Source organism: Lentzea californiensis (genome assembly GCF_024648825.1).
Lineage (GTDB): Bacteria > Actinomycetota > Actinomycetes > Mycobacteriales > Pseudonocardiaceae > Lentzea > Lentzea californiensis.
Genome location: NZ_JANBBE010000001.1, coordinates 101,898 through 119,918 on the forward strand (window position 1 = coordinate 101,898; position 18,021 = coordinate 119,918).

The window sequence follows — 18,021 nt, forward strand, 5'->3', positions numbered from 1 at the left end:
GACACTCACCACCACGCCCAGCTCGCGCCCGCACTACCCCTCGGCCTTGGGGGCGGGGGAATCCGGCCTGCTCCCCGCGCTCTGCTCACCCGAAGCGGACTTCGGCTCCGGGGCCTCGGCAGGCACCGGCTCGGGTTCGGGATCAGGCTCCGGCTCCGACTCGGGCTCGGGCTCCGGCGCGGGCTCGGGCTCGGGCGGTTCAACCTCGGCCCCTGCATCGAACGCGGGCGCGGGGGCGGACTCGGTCGCCGCTCCGACCAGGACCACGGCCGGCCCGGAAACGGCGACCACCGACGGCTCCCCGATGCGGCGGTGCGAGCGGGAGGGCTTCCACGCGCCGCCGTGCCGCATCAACCGGAACACGAGCAGGAACAACCCTGAGGCCAGCAGCACGCACAGGAAGAACTCGATGACCTGGAACGTCGTGACCCGCTCGACCGGCTGGTATTCGACGTACGTGCCGATGGCGGCCCTCGCGTTGCGCATGCAGGTGTTCGTGTTGATCGCCTCCAAGCACCTGTCCAGCACGGGCACCGGTTCGAGGTCGGGGCCGATGAAGCCGTTGCCGAGCTCGAGTCCGCGCTCCGGCACCACAGGGGTTTCCTCCCAACGCACGATCACGCGTGCCGGCGGCAAGTAGTAGTCGCGCCCGACCACGGACACGAGGACGCGCGCGAGCGTGAAGAACACCAGGGTGCCTGCGATCGCCGTCATCACATGCCTGGTCAGCAGGCCGACGAGCACGCCGACCGCCAGCCCGAGGACGGCGTAACCGGCCTGCACGAGCAGGTTGGCCTCGAACGAGGACCACGACCTGCGCGTGCCGACGTAACCGTCGCCGGTTCCGACGAGCGCACCCAGCAGGACGGCCAGGACGCCGAGCACGAGCAGCTTGCCGCGCAACCACTCCACGGGCGTGACGTCCTGGCCCCAGGCCACGAAGTAGGTGCGTTCCTCCAGCTCACGGGCGATGAGCGGCGCGCCCCAGAACATGCCGATCACGCCGCCGAACCCGAGCTGCACCATGAGGGCGTAGAAGCCGACGATCGGCATCGTGGGCGATCCGCCCTCGAACTCCGTCGATACGAGGCCGTACACGGCGAGCAGGGCGACGGCGGTGACGCCGAGGATGGACCAGCGGTGCTGACGCCACGTCAGCCAGATGATCGAGCCCAGTTTCACGCCGCACGCTCCAGGTGCGCCACGACCAGTTCCTCCAGCGTCACGTACCGCGCGGTCCACGGCTCGTCGATCCGCGCACCGCCGGAACGCACCAGGTACGACGATTGCGATCTGCCGTGCTTCGCGAGCACCACGGGTCCCTCCACGGGTGATTTCGAGGCGTGCGGACCGGTGTAGAGGACGTGCTCCTCCAGCAGCTCGTCCGTGTCGCCGTTCACCAGCAGGCGGCCGTTCGAGAGCAGCAGCAACCGGTCGGCGACGCCTCCGATCTCCGCCACGACGTGCGTGGAGAAGATCAGCGTCATGCCTTTGTCGTTGACCTCGGTCAGCAACTCCCGCATGACCTTCTGACGCGCCAGCGGGTCCAGTTCGGCCAGGGGCTCGTCGAGCAGCAGGACGTCCGGGCGGGAGCCCAGCGCCAGCGCGAGCGTCACGTGCGTGCGCTGACCGCCGGACAGGTCACCGATCTGGAGCCTGCGCGGCACCTTGAACCGGGTGAGCCACCCGTCGGCGCGTTCCTCGTCCCAGACGTCGTTCATGCGGCGGCCGAACTGCAGCACGTCCGCGACCTTGAACGACTTGTACATCGGCTTGTTCTGCGGCACGTACGCCACCCGGCCCGCGATCGACGAGTGACCCCAGTCCGGCGGCAGGTGCCCGGCCAGCACGTTCAGCAGCGTCGACTTGCCGGAGCCGTTGGCCCCGACCATGGCCGTCACGCTGCCCGGCGGCAGCTCGAAGGAGACGTTTCGCAACGCCCACTTCGACACATCGGCCGCAACCACGCTCATTGCGCTCCCCCACTCAGCACCTCGCGCATCAGCGCGTTGATGTCCTCGTCCTCGAACCCGGCGGAGCGTGCCTCCGCGACCCATGCGGCGAGCTTCACGCGCAACGGGTCCAGGTCCTCGGGGGCGGCGGACCCCAAGGAGGCCTTGACGAAGGTGCCGGAGCCCTGACGGGCTTCGACGAGGCCGGCGAGCTCCAGCTCGCGGTAGGCCTTGAGCACGGTGTTCGCGTTCACGCCGCTCGAGGCGACGACGTCGCGGACCGTCGGCAGCCGATCACCCGGCTGCAACCAGCCGAGCCTCAGAGCCTCCCTGACCTGCTGCCCCAGCTGCAGGTACGCGGGAAACCCGCTGCCGCGGTCAACGTGGAACTCGACCACGCACGCTCCCCAGATTGTTCTAGTGAACTAGCACAATAGAACACTTTCCGCGTGCTTGGAACCGCACGCGGGGAGCTTTCGTGCGCTCAGACCGCACGCGGGGACCCCGCGTGCGGTGGGGAGCGGTGGGGACACGGGGGAGGGCCGCCGGGCGCGGGACAGGGGGTTCAGCGCCCGAGCGAGGTGAGGAGCACACGCGCCTCGGCGTGCGTGTCCGGCAACTGCTCGACCCAGACCTTGGCGGGGCCGACCGGCCGGACGTGGGGGTCGTCGGCGAGCCGGTCGGCCGCCAGGACCCTGAGGTTCGAGACTCTTCGGGCGAGAAGCCCGTCACGGCGAACCAGCACCGCGGCCACGCACGGGCCGAGGGACGCCAGCGTCTCGCCACCGTCGAAAACGGTGCGCAACGCGTCGGACGCGAGTGTCATCGCGACTACACGGGACCAGCCCGACGCACGGTGCACGTCGAGCCGCAGCAGGACGAGGGCGTAGTCGAGGGACGCGACCGGCGTCTCCCGGTACACCTCGCCCAGCCGCGTCCGCAGGTAGGCGGGAGTCGCCAGCCCGGTCAGAGGGTCTTCGGCCGCGCACTCGCCGGCCTGCTTCGTCACCACGTCGGCCCATCCCAGCGCTGTCATGCGCACCATCTGCGAAGGGAGCGCGTCGACGTCCGGCGACACGACATGCGACGTTTCGGTCAGCACGGCGTGCAGCGCGGCCAGGTCCATCAGCGTCTCGCTCAGGCCAGCCCCGGCCTCGGCGCGTGCGCGGCCCAGCCGGACCAGCGCGTCGCCGGGGTCGGCGTCGTCCAGCATCGCCGCGCACACGTCGTCGACCTCGGCGATCGGCCAGTCTGCGGGGAACGCCCAGCCGGCGGCCATGGTGGCGGTCCGCCACCTCGACTTCAGCAGGCGTTCCGCTTGTGCGACACCCACCCGGTCTCCCTTCAGTTCGCCCGATTCCAGGTGGGAGACGCAGCCGTCGCCCATTCGTGACGCAACCCGCGCGGGGGATTGAGATGACTGCGCCAGGCGCCGTAAGTCACACTGGGCGCGCGTGGGAGGGAAACAAAAACTGTGGCGATCGTTCCTGCAGACGTCCAGGGACCAAGCGACGCGGAACTCATCGAGTCCGTTCGCGGCGGGACCATCGACGCCTACGGCCAGTTGTACGAACGCCACGTCTCGGCGGCCTACAACCTCGCCCGCCAGCTGGCGCGCTCCCAGGCGGAAGCCGACGACCTCGTCTCCGAGGCGTTCGCGAAGGTCCTGGACACGCTCCGCGGCGGCCGCGGCCCCGACTCCGCGTTCCGCGCGTACCTGCTGACGGCCCTGCGGCACACCGCGTACGACAAGACGCGCCGCGACAAGAAGGTCGACCTCACCGAGGACATGACCGACGTCGCGCCCGCCGTGCAGTTCAGCGACACCGCGGTGGCCGGGCTGGAGCGGTCGCTCGCCGCCCGCGCGTTCGCCGCCCTGCCCGAGCGCTGGCAGATGGTGCTCTGGCACACCGAGATCGAGGGCCAGTCGCCCGCCGAGGTCGCCCCGTTGCTCGGGCTGACGGCCAACGGCGTGTCCGCGCTCGCCTACCGCGCCCGTGAGGGCCTCAAGCAGCAGTACCTGCAGATGCACCTGGCCGACACGGAGGCGGAGCGCTGCAGGGCGACCGTCGACCGGCTCGGCGCCTGGACCCGCGCGGGCCTGTCCAAGCGCGAGGCGACCCAGGTCGAGGCGCACCTCGACGAGTGCGGCCGGTGCCGGGCGCTGGCCGCCGAACTCGCGGACGTCAACGGCTCGCTGCGGATCTTCGTCGCCCCGCTGGTGCTGGGCATCGGTGCCACGACGTACCTGGTGGCCGCCGGCACCACGACGGCTGTCGTCGGTGCCGGAGCGGCCGCGGGTGGCGCGGGCGCCGTCGGTGCCGCGATCCCCCGCCAGCTCGTCACGGTCGGTGGTTCCGCGGCCGCCGTGGCCGCGGCCGTGGTGATCGCGCTGGCGGCCGCCAGCGGCGAGCAGCAGGCGCCCGTGGTGCAGGCCGTCCAGCCCCCGCCCGCGCAGACCCAAGTTCAGTCGCCGAGGCCGGTGCCCCCGGTTCCGCCCGCTCCCACCCCCACGACGGAACCGCCGGCGCCGACGACCACGACGGAACCGCCGCCCTCGGTGACCCCGCCCGCGCCGCCGGCACCGCCCGAGCCGCCCGCTCCGGAACCACCCGCTCCGGAACCGCCCGCACCCGCGCCGCCGTCGCTCACGCCGACCACCCCGAGCGGGTACTCGCTGACGCCGGGCGAGGAGCCCAAGGACTTCCCGATCACCGTCCGGAACACGGGCGGAACCCCGGCGCCGCCCGCGAGCATGGTGCTGAACCTGCCGCCGGGCGTCGTGTCGACCGGCGGGCCTTCGGGCTTCGGCGCCGCGCGCCTGCTGCAGCCGGACGGCGCGGCCGACCAGACCGTGAACTGCCCCGCCGGCACCGGCACGATCACATGCGTGACGCCGCAGGGCATCGCGCCGGGCGGGCAGGCGACGTTCCACTTCCTGCTGCGGGCCACCGACTCCGCCGTGCCCGGCACGATCACCGGTGTCATCAGCGCGGGCACGTCGGTCTCCGTCGACATCAGCGTCGAGGTCAACGTGCCGCCGGTGAACGACGACATCGACCTCTTCGTGAAGACGTGGAGCCAGGTGTGGTGGCACAACCCGCGTGCGGACGTCGTGGTGCGCAACAAGGGCCCGCGCGCCGGCACGGTGAAGCTGGACATCTCGTCGACCAAGGACCTGGTGATCTTCGCGCCGTACCGGCAGTGCACGCAGGTGGACAAGAGGTCGATCCGCTGCGTCGCCGACCTGGACAAGGGCGCCAGGTTCCGGATGTCCTTCTGGGCGTTCGGACGCCACGGCGGGGACGTCACCGTGACGGCCGCGCTGGGCAACGCGACGAAGTCCGTGACCGTGCCGATGAAGGGCTGGCCGGAGCACCCGCCGGGCGAGGAACCGCCGAACCCGCCGACGTCCACCACGACGGTGCCGCCGACGACCACGACCACGAAGCCCACGACGCCGACGCGACCGACCGAGCCCACGAAGCCGACTGAGCCGACGGTTCCGACCGAGCCCACCAAGCCGACCGAGCCCACGACGCCCGAAGTCCCGCCGTCGACGACCCTGCCGCCGTCCCTGCCCCCGTCGACGCCGCCGACGACCACGCCACCGCCGAGGACGGAAGAGCCGTGCGAACCGCCGCACGGCCTGCTTCCGGGGCTGATCGGCGGCCTGCTGGGGCAGCCTTCCTGCGAACCACCGCGAAGTTGATCAGAAGTTGATCTTTGATCGTCACGGAACGTGCAGGTCATGCACCTCTGTGTTGCGGTTCGGTCCACCCGGAAGCAGCGTCGTGATCTAGATCCGTAAGCTGGCGCGGTGCTGCCAGTCGTTCGCCGCGCCATGAGCCGGCTGCCGGAACCGGTCCAGTTCCTGATGCACAAGCACCGCGAACTGCTCCGGTTCGCGCTGGTAGGCGGCACGACCTTCATCATCGACAACGGTGTCTGGTACGCGCTCAAGCTCACCGTGCTGACCGACAAGGTCGTCACGGCGAAGGTCATCGGCGTGCTGGTGGCGATCATCGCCTCGTACGTGCTGTCGCGCGAGTGGTCGTTCCACACCCGTGGCGGCCGCGAACGCCACCACGAGGCCGCCCTGTTCTTCTTGGTGAGCGGCATCGGTGTGGGGATCAACATCGCCCCGCTGTGGCTGTCGCGGCACCTGTTCGGCCTGCAGGCCCCGTTCGTCTCGGTCATGACCGAGGAGATCGCGGACTTCGTCTCCGGCTCGATCCTCGGCATGCTGCTCGCGACCGGCTTCAAGTTCTGGGCCATGCGCCGCTGGGTCTTCCCCGACGCGGGGGCTCGGCCGGACCGGCGCGTTCACCCGATCTCCGTAGACTCATCCCGTGTCTCTAGCCGAAACAGTGGTCTCCCGGTTTCCGGAACCGATCCGGTCGATCGCGCTGAAGCATCGTGAACTAGTCAAGTTCGCCCTGGTCGGGGGCACCTGCTTCGTGATCGACACGGTCCTGTTCTTCGGGATCAAAATCGTGATCCTGCCGAACAACCCGGTGACGGCGAAGATCATCGCCACTCTGGTCGCCACGATCGTGTCGTACATCCTGAACAGGGAATGGTCGTTCCGCACCCGCGGCGGCCGCGAGCGTCACCACGAGGCGTTGCTGTTCTTCCTGGTCAACGGCATCGGCATCGTGCTGAACTCGGCGCCGCTGTACATCGCGCGCTACGCGTTCCACCTGCAGGAGCCGCACGTGTCACGGCTCACCGAGGAGATCTCGGACTTCCTGAGCGCACAGATCATCGGCACGCTCATCGCGATGGCGTTCCGCTGGTACGGCTACAAGAACTGGGTCTTCCCCGAGGAGAACTTCCGCAACGCCCGTTCGATCGACGAAGAGAAGGAACTCGGCCACTCCTAACGAGGTGTATTCGGCTTCTTCCAGGAGATCCCCACCACGTCCTGCGCCTTCGGCACCGGCAGGAACACTGCGAACGTCGCCGGCCGTGCCGTGGACAGCTCCAGCCGGCCGCCGTCCGCGTCGACCAGCGCCCGTGCGAGCGCCAGGCCCACCCCGGTCGAGCCGCCGCCGGAGACGCCGCGCTCGAAGATGTGCGCCGCGAGTTCGTCCGGCACGCCCGCTCCACCGTCGCTGACCTCTACGACGACGGTGCCGTCTTCGCTGCGTGCGGAGACCACGACCGATCCCTCGCCGTGGCGCAGTGCGTTGTCCAGCAGCACCCCGATGGCCTCGCGGAGACGGGCGGGCGTGGCGCGGGCCAGCAGGCCGTCCGGGACGCGCACGCGCAGCGCCCTGCCCTGGCCCTTGACCTGCTCGCGCCACTCGTCGGCGATCAGGTTCAGCGCGGGCCGCAGTTCCAGCGGCTCGGCGCCGACGGCTCGGGCCGCGCGGGCGGCGGCGAGGAGTTCGTCCAGCACGGCGGCGAGGCGTTCGGCCTGTTCCAGGGCCGCGCGGGCCTCGGCTGCCGTCTCGGGTTCCGGGTGCTCGGCGAGGGCTTCCAAGCGCAGTTGCAGAGCCGTGAGGCGGCTGCGGAGCTGGTGGGAGACATCGCCGACCAGTTCGCGTTCGCGCTGGACCAGGCGGGCCAGGGCGGTGGCGGAGGTGTCGAGCGCGTCGGAGACCGCGTCGAGCTCCTGGACGTTGTAGCGCTGCTCGTCGGCGCGGAAGTCGCCCGCGCCCAGCCGGGACGCACGCGCGGCGACGTGGACCAGCGGTCGGGCAAGCGTTTGCGCCGTCACCAGGGCGACGACGGTGCCGGTGCCGACGGAGAGTGCCAGCAGGAGCAGCACCAGGCCCGCCACCTGGGCCTGCGAGGTGTGCATCGGGCCGGAGGGGATCTCCAGGCGGACGGTGCCCTGCTGCGCGATCGGCAGTTCGACGGTCAGCGGGTCGTCGCCCGGCGAGGGACCCGTGGACTTGGTGGTGCCCGCCGACACGACGGTGAGGCGGCCGTCGGTCGGGATGGCGATCCGGACGGCCTCGATGTCGAGGCTCTGCTGCTTGGCGAGCTGGTCGTCGAACGACGTCGCGATCTGCTGGGCTCGTTCGGTGAGGTCGCCGCGGGCCGTGTCCTCCACCAGTTGCAGCGCGGTGTAGCCGAGCGGGAGGCCCAGCACGATCCCGGTGACGGCGACGGCGAGCAGGATCGCCCGCAGGATCCGGCGGCGCACTAGTCGGCGTTGAAGCGGAAGCCGCGGCCCCGCACGGTCGCGATGCGCTTCTCGGCGGAGTTCGGGGTGCCGTCGCTGAGCTTCCTGCGCAGCCACGACATGTGCATGTCGAGCGTCTTGCTGCCCTTGAGGTCCGGGTCGTTCCAGACCTCGGACAGGATCTCGTCGCGGCTCACGACCTGGCCAGCGCGCTGGATCAGCACCTTGAGCAGCTCGAACTCCTTGTTCGCCAGCTGGATCTCGCCGCCGTCGACGGTGACGCGACGGGCGGCCAGGTCCACGCGCACGCCGTTGACCTCCAGCGTTCCCGGCGCGCGGCGGCGCAGCAGCGCCCGGATGCGGGCCATGAGCTCGGCCAGGCGGAACGGCTTGGCGACGTAGTCGTCCGCGCCCGCGTCGAGCCCGACCACGAAGTCGACCTCGTCGGCCCGGGCCGTGAGCATCAGCACGGGCACTCCCCTGCCGCTCTGGCGCAGCCGCCGGCACACCTCCAGTCCGTCCATTCCCGGCAGGCCGAGGTCCAGCACCAGGAGGTCGATGCCCCCGGCGATGGCGGCGTCGAAGGCACTGGGCCCGTCACTGACGACCTGCACCGAATAACCCTCCCGCGTCAAAGCGCGGGAGAGAGGTTCCGCGATGGCCGGGTCGTCCTCGGCCAGCAACACCACGCTCACGGGGCTCAGCGTATTCGTGGAACGATCGCCGCGTGTCACGCCACGATGCTGATCTCGAACTCGCCCTCCGGCTCGCCGACTCCGCCGACGCGATCACCGCGACCCGGTTCCGCGCGCACGACCTCGCCGTGGAGCGCAAGCCGGACCGCACACCCGTCACCGACGCCGACGTCGCCGTGGAGGATGCGGTCCGTGCCGTGCTCGCCTCCGAGCGCCCGGACGACGTCGTCATGGGCGAGGAACGCGGCGGCACGCTGGACGCGGCCCGCGTCTGGGTGCTCGACCCGATCGACGGCACCAAGAACTTCCTGCGGGGTGTACCCGTCTGGGCGACGCTGATCGCCCTGGTCGAGGACGGCGTGCCGGTCGTGGGCGTCGTGTCCGCGCCCGCCATGGGCCGCCGCTGGTGGGCGGCCGCGGGCGGTGGCGCGTTCGCGTCGGACGCCTCCGGTGAGCGCGCGATCTCCGTGTCCGGCGTGCGCTCCCTCGAAGACGCCTACGTGTCGACGACGGACATCAAGTCGTGGGTGGAGTACCACTCACGCGAGGCGTACCTGCGCCTCGTGGACGCGACGTGGGAGAGCCGCGCGTTCGGCGACTTCTACCAGCACTGCCTGGTCGCCGAGGGCGCCATCGACCTGGCGCCCGAGTGCGTGGCGAACCCGTGGGACATCGCCCCGTTCCAGGTGCTGGTGACCGAGGCGGGTGGCCGTTTCACCTCGCTGGACGGCGAGGAGCGCTACGACGGCGGCAGCGTGCTGACGTCGAACGGCCACCTGCACGAGGCGGCGCTCAAGCTGTTGGAACGGTGAGACTTCCGCGCGCGACCTGGGCCCAGGCCAGCCGGCCGAAGAGGTAGTGGCACGCCACGCTCTCGTCGTCGAACCGGGCCCAGTCGTAGCGGTTGCCCTGCTCCTGCCAGAACACCTCGTGCCCCTTGCCGTCCTCGTCGGTCAGCAGGCACCAGCGCTGGTCCGCCTCCTCGCCGAGGCTGACGACGTCGTCCGGCACACCGATCCTGGTCAACCACTCGGGCAGCGACTCGACGTTCATGCGGTGATCTCCGTGAGGTAGCCGAGCGCGACGAGGTCCGCGACGGGGTGGGTGGTGCGGTACCGGCTGCCACCGCCGGGCTGGCCGAACCAGGGCGCGCTGATCGTGCGGTGGACGGGCAGGTCCCTGGTGACGCGGTACCTGCGGTAGCCCTCGCCCGCCGCCTGGGGCGGCAGGGACCGCTGTGCGAACGGGGTGCCCGCCGTGCTCAGGACGCGACCCTCCGGCGTGCCGAACCTGTCGAGTTCCGCACCTGCCTGGAGGACCTCGGGCCGGCTGTCCTCGTAGCCGCCCTCGCGTTCCGCGGGCCAGCGCGGGGTGCCGTCCTCGTGCTGGAACAGGCTTTCCCAGTCGCGTTCGTGCATGCCCGCGAGCGGGTCGTGACCGGCCAGGAGTTCTTGCACGATCGGGTGATCCTTGCCGAGACCGGCGCTGGACTGCGCCGGCTGGGCGGAGGACGTGTCGATCGGCTGAGGGTGGTCGTCCGGGGCGAACCTCGGGACGGCCTGCTCCTCCTCCTGCGGGGGCGGCGGGAGCTGACGGGCCGGCTTGGGGGCGAGGGTCGGAGCCCGTCCGGCGCTCAGGAAGACGGCCATGAACCAGCTGCCGGCCGCAGCCGCCGTGTAGGTGTGGCGGGCGATCTCGCCGGCGATGGCGGGATTCGCCAGCGCCAGGTCGTTCCGGTTCTCGAGACGGTCGCTCAGCGCGTGCGAACCGCCGGGCTCCACTGCCGCCAGCGGACCCGAGGTGGCGGTCCGGGCTCCGAGGTCGACGTCGGCGCCGGGCGCGGCCGGGCTGGCGATGGTGTCGCCGACCTGGCGTTCGCCGCGTTCCTCCACGGTCGCGACGTCGCCGTCCAGCAGAGCGTCCGCGGCGTCCTTCGCCAGGTCCTTGGCGGCCGCGTCCTTGGCCGCGACCGACGCGGGCGAGTTCTGGGAGGAGACCTGCGTGCCGGACTGGGTCTGGCCCGGCCCGTACCCCTGGCTCGGCTGGGTTCCGGCCTGGCCGCCGAACTGGGCGGGCTGGTTGCCCAGCGCCTGAGCCGGTGCCGCGCCGGGGAAACCGGTCTTGGCCGCGGCCGCCTGCGCACCCGCCTTGGTCTCGCCCGGCTTGAGCTCGCCGGACTTCGCCTCGCCGGACTTGAGTTCGGTGGGCTTCGCGTCCGCCGCGGGCTTGGCGGCCTGCTGACCCTGCTGAGCGGCCTGACCCGCCTGGCCGTGCTGGCCGGGTGCCTGCGCGGCACTCTGCTGACCCACGACGGCACCGACCTGGGACGCCGCCACCGGAACACCACCGGCAGCACCGCCCACGGCACCACCGATCGAGCCGCCCACCGGGCCACCGGCCGGAGCCGCGCCCATCGCCGGGGCGGCAGGTGCGGCGGCCGGGGTCGCGGGAGCCGCCGCCTGAGGTGCGGAGGGGGCCTGGCCGGGCAGTTCGCCACCTCGGACCAGGGTCGGGTCGAGCACGGCGGCGGACGCCTGGGTCGTGCCTTCGGTGATGGGACCGAGGGTGCCCGCGACGCTCGGGATCGCGTCGGCCACCGGCTGCGCGACGGGCGCGACGACGTGGCCGACCGCGTGTCCTGCGCCGGTCACGATGCCGGGGATCGGGCCCTTGCCCTCGCCACGGCCTTCACCACGGCCCTGACCGTCGCCATGGCCCTGACCGTCGCCGTCACCCCGGCCGTCGAACACCGGACCGGCGGCGTCACGGCCACCGGGAACCGCGTCCAGCACCGGCTGCACGACCGCGGCAGCGGGTGCGGTCACGGGAGCGGCGGCGTCGAGGACCGGCGCGGCGACGTCGGTCACGGCACCGACGACTGGTGCGACCGGAGCCGTCACGGCACCGACGACGGGCGCGACTGGAGCGGTCACGGCGCCGACGACCGGGGCCACCGCTTCGGTCACAGGAGCGACCACGGCGGCGACGGGCTCGACGATGGGGGCGACCACACCGGCCACCGGTGCGACCACGCCGCCGACGAGGTTCGTGACGGGCGACAGCAGGCCAGCGCCGGGCCCGTGGGCGCCGGGTGCGGTGTTGACGGGATGCGTGCCCTGGCTCATGTCGATGCCGCTGTCCAGGCGGATCGCCGAGGTCAGCGTGTTCTGGAGGTTCGCGACGTTGGCCGCGGCACCCTTCGTCAGCGTGTCGAGGCCGAGCAGCGCGGTGGGGTTGCCGGCACTGGCCGATGCCGTCGCGGCGTCGTTGTTCTTGGCCAGCGCCACCAGCTCGCGGACGATCTCGACCTTGGCGGCACCGACCTGCTTGGCGGCGTGGTCGAGGCGGTCGGCGGCGGCGTGGCAGCCGTGGGCGGCGCGGTGGAAGTCGCCGTCGGGACCCACGACCTTGGCCCAGCGACCACGGGCCGCGTCGCCGGTGCCACCGGTCATGCCGCCCAGCGCACGGTTCGCGGCACCGTCGGACGTGGTGCCGAGGCTCTTGATCTTGTCGCCGGCGTCGCGCCACGCGGTGGCGCTGGAACGCATGGCGTCCTCGTCGGCCTTGGGCCACGAGACACCGGCCTTGGCCGCGACGGCGGCGAGTTCGGCGGGAAGCTCGATGCCCATGTCAGCCGTCCAACCTTCTCATCCCGGAGGCGTTCTGCTCCTCGACGTGCCGGTACGTGGAGGCCGTCGCGGCGAGCTTGTCGCTCACGTCCCCCAACGTCGTCGCAAGCCCGGACAACGCCCCGGTGGCGTCCCCGGACGGCTTGTCGTGCGAGGCGGCGAAACTCCGCCCGACGGCGTCATCACCCCAGCAGACCCCGAACGCGGCGAGCGCCCGGTCGAGCGCCCCCGCGATCTCGCCTGCCTGCCCCGCGAACCCCTTGAGCTCGCGCGCCCCGGCGTCGAGCCGCTCGAGGTCGGCCGAGTACCCGGTCATCGGACCCTCCTGTCGATGAGCTCGGAGTCGAGCCAGCTCTCCCGTTGCTCGTTGTCCTCGTCGTCGTCCCTGCGCCCGCGAACGGACTGGTGCCCCAGGTCCACGGTCTCGGTGTCGTCCACCGTGTACTCGGAGGGCTTGAGATCAGCCGTCCCGGCAACGAGCGCGGCAGGATCGGCAGAGGAGGGCAACACAGCACTCAACGTCTGATACGTGTCCTCGGCAGCACTGGCCGCGGCCTCGGCCACGGTCCGCACGATCAACTCGGCCAGCTGCTCCGGCCGATGCCTGCGATAGGCCGACTCGGAAAGCTCCAGTCCCACGAGCTTGCCGCCAGTTCCGACGGTCGCCTGGACCGTCCCGTCAGGACTGGAGGCCCGCCCGGACACGGCGGCCAGCTCGCGCTGAACCGAAGCAAGCTGCTCGCGGCTACGCCGGTAGTCAGCGAGCAACTCCTCGACCTGCGCACGGTGGTCGTCCACCGAGTCCCCCTCACACGCATAGCCCTGGGCTCGGGCTCTAGGACGCCGTCGCCCCTAGATCGGTTCCCAGCGGTTTCAGTTACGTAGGATCAACGAGATGATCGCCTTCGAGGATCTGCCCGCAGGCCGCATCATCCCGCTCGGCGAGGTCATCGTCGACCGGGACGACATGCTGGACTTCGCGAAGAAGTTCGACCCGCAACCGTTCCACCTGGACGAGGAAGCGGGCAAGAACTCGATTTTCGGCGGTTTGTCCGCCTCCGGCTGGTACACCGCGTCCCTCTGGATGCGCCGCTGGGTGGACGAGGTCCTGGCCGACTCCACCTCACAGGGCTCGCCGGGCGGTCGCGAACTCTCCTGGCTGGCCCCGGTCCACCCCGGCGACACGCTCACCTTCGAGGCCGAGGTGCTCACCGCACGCCGCTCGAAGAAGCGGCCGGACCTGGGCCTGGTGGAGTTCGAGGGCAGGGCGAAGCGGGGCGATGAGCTGGTCTACCGGTTCATCGCCACAGGCATGTTCACCGCGCGCGGCTGAACTACTTCGTCAGCGCGCGCACCACACGCGACGGACTCGGGCGGCCCAGCTGCTCGGCCATCCACACCGAGGTCTCGACCAGCTTGTCGAGGTCGACTCCGGTCTCGATGCCCAACCCGTCGAGCATCCACACCAGGTCCTCGGTGGCGAGGTTGCCGGTGGCCGACTCGGCATAAGGGCACCCACCCAGCCCACCGGCCGAGGAGTCCACAGTCGTCACCCCACACCGCAAAGCGGCCAACGTGTTGGACAACGCCTGCCCATAGGTGTCATGAAAGTGCACAGCAAGCCGAGAAACATCGCGGAACCCCTCCAGCAACGACTCGACCTGACCAGGAGTGGCAACCCCGATGGTGTCGCCCAGCGACAGCTGCGAGCACCCCATCTCCAGCAACCGCTCCCCGACAGCCACGACCTGGGACCGCGCGACCGGCCCCTCCCAGGGGTCGCCGAAACACATCGACACGTACCCGCGCACGTCCAGACCTTCTGCCAGCGCACGGGAAACAGTCGGCTCGAACATCTCGAACTGCGAGTCCAGCGTGCGGTTCAGGTTGCGCGAAGCGAACGTCTCCGTGGCCGAGGCGAAGATCGCGATGTGCGTGACCCCGGCCTCCAGGGCACGGTCCAGCCCACGCTCGTTGGGCACCAGCACGGGGTAGAGGACCCCAGGCCGCTGATCCAGTCCCGCCAGCAACTCGGCGGCGTCGGCCAGCTGCGGCACCCACTTGGGGTGCACGAAGGACGTCGCCTCCAAAACGGACAGTCCGGCGGCAGCCAGCCGGTCCAGGAACTCAAGCTTCACCGCCACCGGCACGACGACCGACTCGTTCTGCAGGCCGTCGCGGGCGCCGACCTCCCAGATCGTCACCCGCGAGGGCAGCGATCCGGAGCCGACGACGTCCGGCAGCCCTGCCTCACGCGCGCCCATCGACGGCCCCCGGGTAGAAGTCGTCGTCGGGGTTGTCGTTGACCTCTCGGTACAACATCGTGTGCACCTTCTCCACGGACGGGATGTCGTCGAACTCGAGCGGCTCGTCCGAGGCCGACTCGATGATCAGGGTGCCGCAGCCGAGCAGGCGGTCGGAGAAACTGTGCTCGAAGCGGACGCTGTTCACACGAGCCAAAGGGATGTCGAGGCCTGTGCGCTTGAACACTCCCTCGCGGTACATCACCCGGTCCGACGTGATGATGAAGTGCGTCGTCCGCCAGCGCACCACCGGCGTCACCGTCAGCCACAAGATCAGCACGGCGCCGACCACGGCCAGCACGATCCACACGACGGTGGCCCACGACTGGTCTCCGAAGAGACCGGCGAGGTAGGTGCCGAGCGCGACCACCACCAGCAGCCAGAACACCGGGAAGATCAGCATCTTCCAGTGGGGGTGCCTGTGGATCACGACGTGCTCGCCGGAGCTCAGCAGGTCGTCGGGATAGGCCATGGCGCAACCCTAACTACGCCTGGCGCAAATGCACCACGTCACCAGCGGACACGCCGTGCTCCACCCCGTCGGCGCCGCGCACGACCAGCGTGCCGTCGGCCTCGATGCGCTGCGCCACCCCGAGGAGCTCGACACCACCGGGGAGTTCGACCCGCACGTTCTGGCCCACGGTCGACGAGTGCTCCTCGTACTCCTCGAGCACTCCGGACTCGACCGCGTCGCCGCCGTTCTTGCGCCACACGCCTTCCAGCCCGGCCAGCTCGACCAGGAGCCGGAACGCGAGCTCGCCGCGGTCGAGCTCGGCGGCGCCCAGGTCCTCCAGCGACGTCGGCGCGAGCCCACCCGGTGCGGGCTGGACGCCGGAGGGCAGCTTCGCCACGTTCAGGCCCATGCCGACCACGACCGCGCCGTCGGCGGTGATCTCGGACAGGATCCCCGCGCCCTTGCCCGGCCCGGAACCGAGCAGCAGGTCGTTCGGCCACTTCAGCGTCGCCTCGACACCGGTCGACTGGGCGACGCGCACCAAGGCGAGCCCGGCGATCAGGTTCAGCCACGGCAGCCGCTCGGCGGGCACACCGGCCGGGCGGAACAGCACGCTGAGGTAGAGGCCACCCGCGGGCGACGACCAGCTGCGGCCGCGCCGGCCCTGGCCCGCGCTCTGCTCCAGCGCGATCAGCACGGTGCGGTCCGCGGCGCCGGAGGCGGCCAGGTCCGCGTTGGTGGACGCCGTGGTCTCGACGACGTCGAGAGCGGCGTACGGGCCGTTGGGTGCGACGAGCCGTGAGCGCAGCTCTTCGGCGTCGAGTGCGGAGGTCATCGGGCCAGGTTATGGGAACGGAAGAGAGTACGTGCGATCGGAGATCACCGACAGGTTGCCGTGACCTGGACAACTGCACGGGGCAGTTCAGCAATGGTCTCGTTAGGCTGCGAGCCCATGAGCAGTGCGACCGAGCCGATCGGGCACGTCCCCACCGGCGCTTCAGGCGCCCCGGACGTCCACACCACCGCGGGCAAGCTCGTTGACCTCTACCGGCGCAACGACGAGGCGGTTCACGCCGGCTCCGAACGCGCGGTCGAAAAGCAGCACGCGAAGGGCAAGAAGACAGCCCGCGAGCGCATCGACCTCCTGCTCGACCCGGGGTCGTTCGTCGAACTGGACGAGCTCGCCCGGCACCGTTCCACGAACTTCGGCCAGGAGCGCAACCGCCCGTACGGCGACGGCGTCGTGACGGGCTACGGCACCGTCGACGGCCGCCCGGTGTGCGTGTTCTCCCAGGACGTCACCGTCTTCGGCGGCTCGCTCGGCGAGGTCTACGGCGAGAAGATCGTCAAGATCATGGACCTGGCGATCAAGACCGGCCGGCCGATCGTCGGCATCAACGAGGGCGGCGGCGCGCGCATCCAGGAGGGCGTCGTCTCGCTGGGCCTCTACGGCGAGATCTTCTCCCGCAACGTCAAGGCCTCCGGCGTGATCCCGCAGATCTCGCTGATCATGGGCTCGAACGCGGGCGGGCACGTCTACTCCCCCGCGCTGACCGACTTCGTCGTGATGGTCGACCAGACCTCGCACATGTTCATCACCGGCCCCGACGTCATCAAGACCGTCACCGGCGAGGACGTGACGATGGAGGAGCTCGGCGGCGGTCGCACGCACAACACCAAGTCGGGCAACGCGCACTACCTCGGCAACGACGAGGAAGACGCGATCGCGTACGTCAAGGAGCTCCTGAGCTACCTGCCGTCCAACAACCTCTCCGACTCGCCCACGTTCGAGAGCACGCTGGCGGAGGGGTCGATCTCCGACGCGATCACGGACTCCGACCGCGAGCTCGACACGCTGATCCCGGACTCCGCGAACCAGCCGTACGACATGCACGAGGTCATCAACCGCGTGCTCGACGACGGCGACTTCCTGGAGGTGCAGTCGCTGTTCGCGCCGAACATCCTCGTCGGCTTCGGCCGCGTGGACGGCCACTCCGTCGGTGTCGTCGCGAACCAGCCGACCCAGTTCGCCGGCTGCCTCGACATCAACGCCTCCGAGAAGGCCGCGCGGTTCGTGCGCACCTGCGACGCGTTCAACATCCCGGTGCTGACGTTCGTCGACGTGCCCGGCTTCCTGCCCGGCACCGACCAGGAGTGGAACGGCATCATCCGGCGCGGCGCCAAGCTGATCTACGCCTACGCCGAGGCCACCGTTCCGCTGGTCACCGTCATCACGCGCAAGGCGTACGGCGGCGCGTACGACGTCATGGGGTCCAAGCACCTGGGCGCCGACATCAACCTCGCGTGGCCCACGGCGCAGATCGCCGTCATGGGCGCGTCGGGTGCGGCGAACATCGTGCACCGCAAGACGCTGGCCGCCGCTGCCCAGAACGGCGAGGACGTCGACGCCCTGCGCGCGCAGCTGCAGCAGGAGTACGAGGACACGCTGTGCAACCCGTACGTCGCCGCTGAGCGCGGTTACGTCGACTCGGTGATCCCGCCGGCGTACACCCGCGGTTACGTGGCACGGGCGTTGTCGATGCTGCGGGACAAGCGGGAGACGCTGCCGCCCAAGAAGCACGGGAACATTCCGCTGTGACCGCGCCGGAGGAGAACGAGAAGCCGCTGCTCGAGGTCGTCAAGGGCACGCCCGACGACTACCAGCTGGCCGCCCTGACCGCCGTCATCGCCGGGCTGGCCTCGGCCGCGCCCGCCGAGGACGCGCCGAAGCGGCGTTCGGAGTGGGCGAACCCGGCCCGCCGGGTCCGCCGGCCGCTGCAGCACGGGCCGGGTGCCTGGCGCGCGTCCGGATTCCCGCCAGGTTGACCGCACGCGGGGCCCTTTCGTACTGA

Annotated in this window: 20 protein-coding genes; 7 read left to right on the forward strand and 13 right to left on the reverse strand. The window is 70.8% G+C overall.

All coding sequences use genetic code 11. The features are described from left to right. Positions 1–33: 33 nt before the first annotated feature. The 4 genes from LX88_RS00540 to LX88_RS00555 form a co-directional block, all read right to left on the reverse strand. Positions 34–1,182, reverse strand: coding sequence for an ABC-2 membrane transporter-related protein (locus LX88_RS00540; RefSeq protein ID WP_258945962.1), 1,149 nt, complete (start codon positions 1,180–1,182; stop codon positions 34–36). Further along, positions 1,179–1,973: an ATP-binding cassette domain-containing protein gene (locus LX88_RS00545; protein WP_258945963.1), complete on the reverse strand. Its 795-nt coding sequence runs from the start codon at positions 1,971–1,973 to the stop codon at positions 1,179–1,181. The genes LX88_RS00540 and LX88_RS00545 overlap by 4 nt, the downstream gene beginning before the upstream one ends. Then, positions 1,970–2,350, reverse strand: coding sequence for a GntR family transcriptional regulator (locus LX88_RS00550; RefSeq protein WP_090067285.1), 381 nt, complete (start codon positions 2,348–2,350; stop codon positions 1,970–1,972). The genes LX88_RS00545 and LX88_RS00550 overlap by 4 nt, the downstream gene beginning before the upstream one ends. 167 nt (positions 2,351–2,517) lie before the next feature. Beyond that, the gene (locus LX88_RS00555; protein WP_258945964.1) at positions 2,518–3,285 is read right to left on the reverse strand and encodes a GGDEF domain-containing protein; all 768 of its coding nucleotides are present in this window, start codon (positions 3,283–3,285) and stop codon (positions 2,518–2,520) included. 141 nt (positions 3,286–3,426) lie between these two features. Here LX88_RS00555 and LX88_RS00560 point away from each other — a divergent pair, with 141 nt between their 5' ends. The 3 genes from LX88_RS00560 (at position 3,427) to LX88_RS00570 (ending at position 6,838) form a co-directional block, all read left to right on the forward strand. Beyond that, complete coding sequence (locus LX88_RS00560) at positions 3,427–5,664, forward strand: sigma-70 family RNA polymerase sigma factor (protein WP_258945965.1); 2,238 nt, start codon at positions 3,427–3,429, stop codon at positions 5,662–5,664. A 111-nt stretch (positions 5,665–5,775) separates the two neighbouring features. Continuing rightward, complete coding sequence (locus LX88_RS00565; protein ID WP_372511240.1) at positions 5,776–6,375, forward strand: GtrA family protein; 600 nt, start codon at positions 5,776–5,778, stop codon at positions 6,373–6,375. Then, on the forward strand, positions 6,305–6,838 hold the full coding sequence (locus LX88_RS00570; protein ID WP_258945966.1) for a GtrA family protein: 534 nt from the start codon (positions 6,305–6,307) through the stop codon (positions 6,836–6,838). Before LX88_RS00565 ends, LX88_RS00570 begins: the two co-directional genes overlap by 71 nt. Here LX88_RS00570 and LX88_RS00575 read toward each other — a convergent pair. Beyond that, positions 6,835–8,109: an ATP-binding protein gene (locus tag LX88_RS00575; protein ID WP_258945967.1), complete on the reverse strand. Its 1,275-nt coding sequence runs from the start codon at positions 8,107–8,109 to the stop codon at positions 6,835–6,837. The genes LX88_RS00570 and LX88_RS00575 overlap by 4 nt on opposite strands. Beyond that, a complete protein-coding gene (locus tag LX88_RS00580) occupies positions 8,109–8,783 on the reverse strand; it encodes a response regulator transcription factor (RefSeq protein WP_090067280.1) in 675 nt (224 codons plus the stop codon). The genes LX88_RS00575 and LX88_RS00580 overlap by 1 nt, the downstream gene beginning before the upstream one ends. Positions 8,784–8,815: 32 nt before the next feature. Here LX88_RS00580 and hisN point away from each other — a divergent pair, with 32 nt between their 5' ends. Further along, positions 8,816–9,595, forward strand: a complete 780-nt coding sequence (gene hisN / locus LX88_RS00585; protein WP_258945968.1) for a histidinol-phosphatase — start codon at positions 8,816–8,818, stop codon at positions 9,593–9,595. Here the strand turns inward: hisN and LX88_RS00590 are convergent. From LX88_RS00590 to LX88_RS00605, 4 genes are read right to left on the reverse strand one after another with little or no spacing between them, the layout of a single operon-like run. Continuing rightward, positions 9,576–9,836 carry a hypothetical protein gene (locus tag LX88_RS00590; protein WP_258945969.1) on the reverse strand — a complete coding sequence of 87 codons (261 nt, stop codon included), beginning with the start codon at positions 9,834–9,836 and terminating at the stop codon, positions 9,576–9,578. The genes hisN and LX88_RS00590 overlap by 20 nt on opposite strands. Further along, complete coding sequence (locus tag LX88_RS00595; RefSeq protein WP_258945970.1) at positions 9,833–12,412, reverse strand: TNT domain-containing protein; 2,580 nt, start codon at positions 12,410–12,412, stop codon at positions 9,833–9,835. The genes LX88_RS00590 and LX88_RS00595 overlap by 4 nt, the downstream gene beginning before the upstream one ends. A 1-nt stretch (position 12,413) precedes the next feature. Beyond that, entirely contained in the window at positions 12,414–12,728 is a 315-nt protein-coding gene (locus LX88_RS00600; protein ID WP_258945971.1) for a WXG100 family type VII secretion target, read from the reverse strand. After that, positions 12,725–13,210, reverse strand: a complete 486-nt coding sequence (locus LX88_RS00605; RefSeq protein ID WP_258945972.1) for a YbaB/EbfC family nucleoid-associated protein — start codon at positions 13,208–13,210, stop codon at positions 12,725–12,727. Before LX88_RS00605 ends, LX88_RS00600 begins: the two co-directional genes overlap by 4 nt. Before the next feature lie 97 nt (positions 13,211–13,307). Here LX88_RS00605 and LX88_RS00610 point away from each other — a divergent pair, with 97 nt between their 5' ends. Beyond that, entirely contained in the window at positions 13,308–13,745 is a 438-nt protein-coding gene (locus LX88_RS00610) for a MaoC family dehydratase (RefSeq protein WP_258945973.1), read from the forward strand. 1 nt (position 13,746) lies between these two features. On the opposite strand, the gene LX88_RS00615 is transcribed toward LX88_RS00610, so the two are convergent. The 3 genes from LX88_RS00615 to LX88_RS00625 are packed head-to-tail and all read right to left on the reverse strand — an operon-like array spanning position 13,747 to position 16,004. Continuing rightward, positions 13,747–14,676, reverse strand: a complete 930-nt coding sequence (locus LX88_RS00615) for a hydroxymethylglutaryl-CoA lyase (protein ID WP_258945974.1) — start codon at positions 14,674–14,676, stop codon at positions 13,747–13,749. After that, complete coding sequence (locus LX88_RS00620) at positions 14,663–15,187, reverse strand: PH domain-containing protein (protein WP_258945975.1); 525 nt, start codon at positions 15,185–15,187, stop codon at positions 14,663–14,665. Before LX88_RS00620 ends, LX88_RS00615 begins: the two co-directional genes overlap by 14 nt. 13 nt (positions 15,188–15,200) lie before the next feature. Further along, positions 15,201–16,004: a biotin--[acetyl-CoA-carboxylase] ligase gene (locus LX88_RS00625; RefSeq protein WP_258945976.1), complete on the reverse strand. Its 804-nt coding sequence runs from the start codon at positions 16,002–16,004 to the stop codon at positions 15,201–15,203. 117 nt (positions 16,005–16,121) lie between these two features. On the opposite strand from LX88_RS00625, the gene LX88_RS00630 reads away from it, so the two are divergent. Then, complete coding sequence (locus tag LX88_RS00630; RefSeq protein ID WP_258945977.1) at positions 16,122–17,768, forward strand: acyl-CoA carboxylase subunit beta; 1,647 nt, start codon at positions 16,122–16,124, stop codon at positions 17,766–17,768. Further along, a complete protein-coding gene (locus LX88_RS00635) occupies positions 17,765–17,995 on the forward strand; it encodes an acyl-CoA carboxylase subunit epsilon (RefSeq protein ID WP_258945978.1) in 231 nt (76 codons plus the stop codon). The genes LX88_RS00630 and LX88_RS00635 overlap by 4 nt, the downstream gene beginning before the upstream one ends. Positions 17,996–18,021 lie beyond the last annotated feature (26 nt).